At 58.2% G+C, this 1651-nt stretch carries 1 protein-coding gene and 1 pseudogene; both read right to left on the bottom strand.

Translation table 11 applies throughout. The features are described 5' to 3' along the window. Positions 1–183: 183 nt before the first annotated feature. Positions 184–885, bottom strand: a complete 702-nt coding sequence (locus ACTNA2_RS09030; protein WP_052241580.1) for a methyltransferase domain-containing protein — start codon at positions 883–885, stop codon at positions 184–186. 63 nt (positions 886–948) lie between these two features. Then, positions 949–1089 (bottom strand): annotated as a pseudogene (locus tag ACTNA2_RS09025) (putative RNA methyltransferase); the annotation flags it as partial. Positions 1090–1651 lie beyond the last annotated feature (562 nt).

Genomic DNA, 1651 nt, shown 5'->3' with positions numbered 1-1651 from the left:
GATGACGCGGAAACGGCCCCTCCCGGGGCCGTTTCAGTTCCAGATCGTTGTTTTCGCCCGCTGAGCTGGGCCTATGCCGGAATCTCTCCCACAGAAACCACCGAAGAGCCAGATTTCTTCTGGGGCGGTTGACAAGGGCTGTCCTTCAGCCCTGCAATTAAGAGGATGATGAGCTGGCTGAGCTCATGAAGGGCCTTGGGAGCGAGGGGTGCCCACCAGCAATTCAGCCTCGATGGTGATGCTTTTCACACGCGATAGATTTAGGGACTCCGCGTCGATGCCGAACAGCAGCGGCGTCATCTCGGCGAACACGCGGACGTCCCTTTCGGACATCTCGAAGGTGCGCGTCACCTTGATGCGGTCGGTCATCTTGAAGTGCTTCTCAAAGCAATCGGTCACCAGCTGGTTTGAGTATTCCTTGCTGCGCAAAGATCCTTCAGCAAGGTGGCGCAGCTCCGTAAGATGATTGCTGCCTGGAACCACTTTGACCAGCACTCCTGGCGCGGAGGCGTTTCTGGTTGGGGTGAGAACGCGCTTGAATTCGTCGTAGTTCGAGGGAGCGAATACGTCCACCACGCAGTTGATGGAGCCTTTCAGCACGGGGATGTTCGTCAGGTCGCCAACCAGCCATTTGACCGCCTTTCTGGAATCGTGGCGGGCCGCCATCAGCATGGCGTCTTTTGAGAGGTCAAACGCCACCACGTCGACACAGAGGTTTTCTCGGATTGCACGTGCATAGAAGCCTTCTCCGCATCCCGCGTCGAGCACGCGGAATGGCGTCGCGTTCACAGCTGCAGGACCCTCGCTTGGGGAAAGGGCCCTTCCTACCGCGGTGAGGACGGCTTCTTTCACGTGGTCGTAATACCCTGCCTCCAGGATTGCCATGCGGCTCTCAAAGGATTCTTTGCTGTAGTGGGCTGACTGCCTGGAGGGCCCTAGAAGGTTTACGTACCCCTGCTTTGCGATATCGAAGCAGTGCCTCTTCGGACATACGAGGCTCCCTTCCTGCAGCTTCAGGGCGCTGTGGCAAAGGGGGCAAGAGAGCACGTCGGCGCTGTCAGCAAATCGCGCGTATCTGTCGAGTACCATTGCGTCTCCTTTCGTCCAAGCAATTCTAGCGGATGAGTCTTCCCCAGCAGTGCATGGCTAATCATAGCAGGCAGAACCGCACAGTGACAAATAGCTGAGCTATTTCAAGCTGGGATTTCGGTATTCTGCTGCCCTCTTTTGGGCCACTTCATTTCGCCACGCTTTTGACAGGAGCAACAGGGTCCTCGCGCGCAAAACGCATATGGGCAATGCAGCCGTCTGTCAGGGCATGCCTGCGCCCCCGAACCTGCCGAAAAGGCGCTGATCTGCCCGCCAGGGCATGCCTGCGACCCCGAACCAGCCGAAAGGGCGGTGGATCTGCCCGTCAGGGCATGCCTGTGCCCCCGAACCAGCCGAAAGGGGGGTGGATCTGCCCGCCAGGGCATTGGCAGAAGAAAGAATGCCGAGATACTCAATAAGAAGATTGATAACCTTCAGCAGGTGAAAAAAGGAGGCTTCGGTAGTTTGTGTGACAAGGGGCTAGCCTAGGCAGCAACGCTCTTCGCTCCCTTCACGCCCTTCTTCCTCGCCTTCACCGGGCGACCCGGGAGCTGGGGCTGGC

Source organism: Collinsella sp. HCP28S3_E9 (genome assembly GCF_052065455.1).
Classification (GTDB): Bacteria; Actinomycetota; Coriobacteriia; order Coriobacteriales; family Coriobacteriaceae; genus Collinsella.
Note: the sequence above shows the minus strand (reverse complement) of the source record. Positions and strands in the feature narration are given on the sequence as shown.

Excerpts from the sequence above, each read along its gene's own strand:
- ACTNA2_RS09030 (WP_052241580.1), bottom strand. The coding sequence starts at position 885 with ATGGCAATCCTGGAGGCAGGGTATTACGACCACGTGAAAGAAGCCGTC.